Source organism: Citrobacter sp. TBCS-14 (genome assembly GCF_005280805.1).
Taxonomy (GTDB): Bacteria; Pseudomonadota; Gammaproteobacteria; order Enterobacterales; family Enterobacteriaceae; genus Citrobacter; species Citrobacter gillenii.
Genome location: NZ_SZWM01000156.1, coordinates 343 through 638 on the forward strand (window position 1 = coordinate 343; position 296 = coordinate 638).

Sequence of the window (296 nt, forward strand, 5' to 3'; positions counted from 1 at the left end):
ATGTATCAGATGGTGCAAACGAGGCAGGCACCACACGGCCACCATCCCCGCCGCGATAGCAATGGCAGCAACGACCGCGCCGCTGAAGATATCGACCAGATGCATCTGCGTATAGTGCGCGATAGGCAATGAAAAGTGGGGATGAAAGAACAGGCTGGTGGTGAGTGAACCTGCCGCGGCGGCCATTAACGGTGCGAACAGACGATCCCATAGGGGGACATCGTTGGAGCTGTTCAGCGTTTGCGAAAAGACCAGCGCAGCGGCAACCGGGGTACCAAATAGCGCCCCGATGGTGC

The 296-nt window shown here is 58.4% G+C and carries 1 pseudogene; it reads right to left on the reverse strand.

The features are described from left to right. Positions 1-296: pseudogene (locus FDX22_RS03640) on the reverse strand (ion channel protein); the annotation flags it as partial.